The sequence below is a fragment of the Variovorax glucosi genome (genome assembly GCF_051216695.1).
GTDB lineage: Bacteria > Pseudomonadota > Gammaproteobacteria > Burkholderiales > Burkholderiaceae_C > Variovorax.
The window spans coordinates 1-1,015 of the sequence record NZ_JBPJZE010000441.1; the positions used below are offsets into that span (position 1 = coordinate 1).

Genomic DNA, 1,015 nt, shown 5'->3' on the forward strand with positions numbered 1-1,015 from the left:
CCGCGCATGCGATGTCGCCGGTGGGCGGCGTCGGCATCAACCTCGCCGTGCAAGATGCCGTGGCTGCCGCGAATCTGCTGGCCACGGCGCTGGCCGGCACCGCGACCGAGAAGGAGATCGACACCCTGCTGCCCCAGCTGCAGCGCCGCAGGGAATGGCCTGTGCGCATAACGCAGGCCGTACAGCGCTTCATACAAGACCGCGTGCTGATGAGCGTGCTCGACGGCGAGCTGACGGCCAAGACTGGGCACGTGCCCTGGCCGCTGCGGCTGCTGGCACGCTGGCCGCTGCTGCGCCGGCTACCGGCGCGACCCGTGGGAATGGGCGTGCGGCCCGAGCACGTGTCATCGCCGCGCGCGCCGTGATGTAACTGGCAATTCGTTACACAGCCGAGGCCCAGCAGGGCGGCCAGGGAGGCCGTGAAGAGGGGCCCCTGTTGTAGACTGCCAGGTTTTTCGGAGAGGCGCGTTCAAGCGGTATGGGGCAAGTTTCACAGCGCACAGGTTTCAATAGCTCAGCGCTCATTCGCTTGCTCTCCCGACTGGCCGACATCAACGCTCGCGAACCCGCGCAACCCACCGCTGACCGATTGAGCCAGTGGTTCGGCTGGACCGATGCCATCTCGCTGTCCGCAGCGCTCGATGGCACACCGGCAACGACACAGGCCAGCACGCGCGCTCCCCGCAACACCGAAGAAAGCGAATGCCAACGCGTGCGAACCGCGCTGGCAAACGCCACCGTCGAAGACATCACCTTCGGCACCAGCAAGGACGCAACGCCCGACTTCACCCCCTACCGCCGACGCTACCTCGCCCGGCAACAGGCGATGGAAGCAGGCGTCGGCTCGCTGCGCAGCCGGCTGCGCTCGGCGCTGGCGGCAAAGTCGCCGTCCATGGCCCGGCTCGCGTCCGTGGACGTGGTCATGGCACAGGTGTTGGAGGCGCGCGAGCAAAGCCTGCTCTCGGCCGTGCCGGGCATTCTCGTAAAGCATTTCGAGCGCCTCCGCAAGGCCAGC

Annotated in this window: 2 protein-coding genes; both read left to right on the forward strand. The window is 67.6% G+C overall.

Annotated features, from left to right (window positions below):
• A partial coding sequence (locus tag ACSFA3_RS26350; RefSeq protein WP_435508239.1) for an FAD-dependent monooxygenase occupies window positions 1–365 on the forward strand: 365 nt, incomplete at its 5' end.
• A gap of 113 nt (window positions 366–478) precedes the next feature.
• Window positions 479–1,015, forward strand: a 537-nt coding sequence (locus ACSFA3_RS26355; protein ID WP_435508240.1) for a DUF3348 domain-containing protein, incomplete at its 3' end; no start/stop codon positions are given.